1 protein-coding gene is annotated in these 252 nt (G+C 56.0%); it reads left to right on the plus strand.

The window, feature by feature from the left end; genetic code table 11:
- Positions 1–252: glycoside hydrolase family 2 TIM barrel-domain containing protein (locus MN202_RS20580; RefSeq protein WP_335738000.1), on the plus strand; the 252-nt coding region annotated here is incomplete at both ends.

Below are 252 nucleotides of genomic sequence, written 5' to 3' on the forward strand. Positions count from 1 at the left end.
TTCACCCGTGGTCGGCTTACGGCGGTGATTTTGGCGATACGCCGAACGATCGCCAGTTCTGTATGAACGGTCTGGTCTTTGCCGACCGCACGCCGCATCCAGCGCTGACGGAAGCAAAACACCAGCAGCAGTTTTTCCAGTTCCGTTTATCCGGACAAACCATCGAAGTGACCAGCGAATACCTGTTCCGTCATAGCGATAACGAGCTCCTGCACTGGATGGTGGCGCTGGATGGTAAGCCGCTGGCGAATT

The sequence above is a fragment of the Rheinheimera muenzenbergensis genome (genome assembly GCF_036984005.1).
Lineage (GTDB): Bacteria > Pseudomonadota > Gammaproteobacteria > Enterobacterales > Alteromonadaceae > Alishewanella > Alishewanella muenzenbergensis.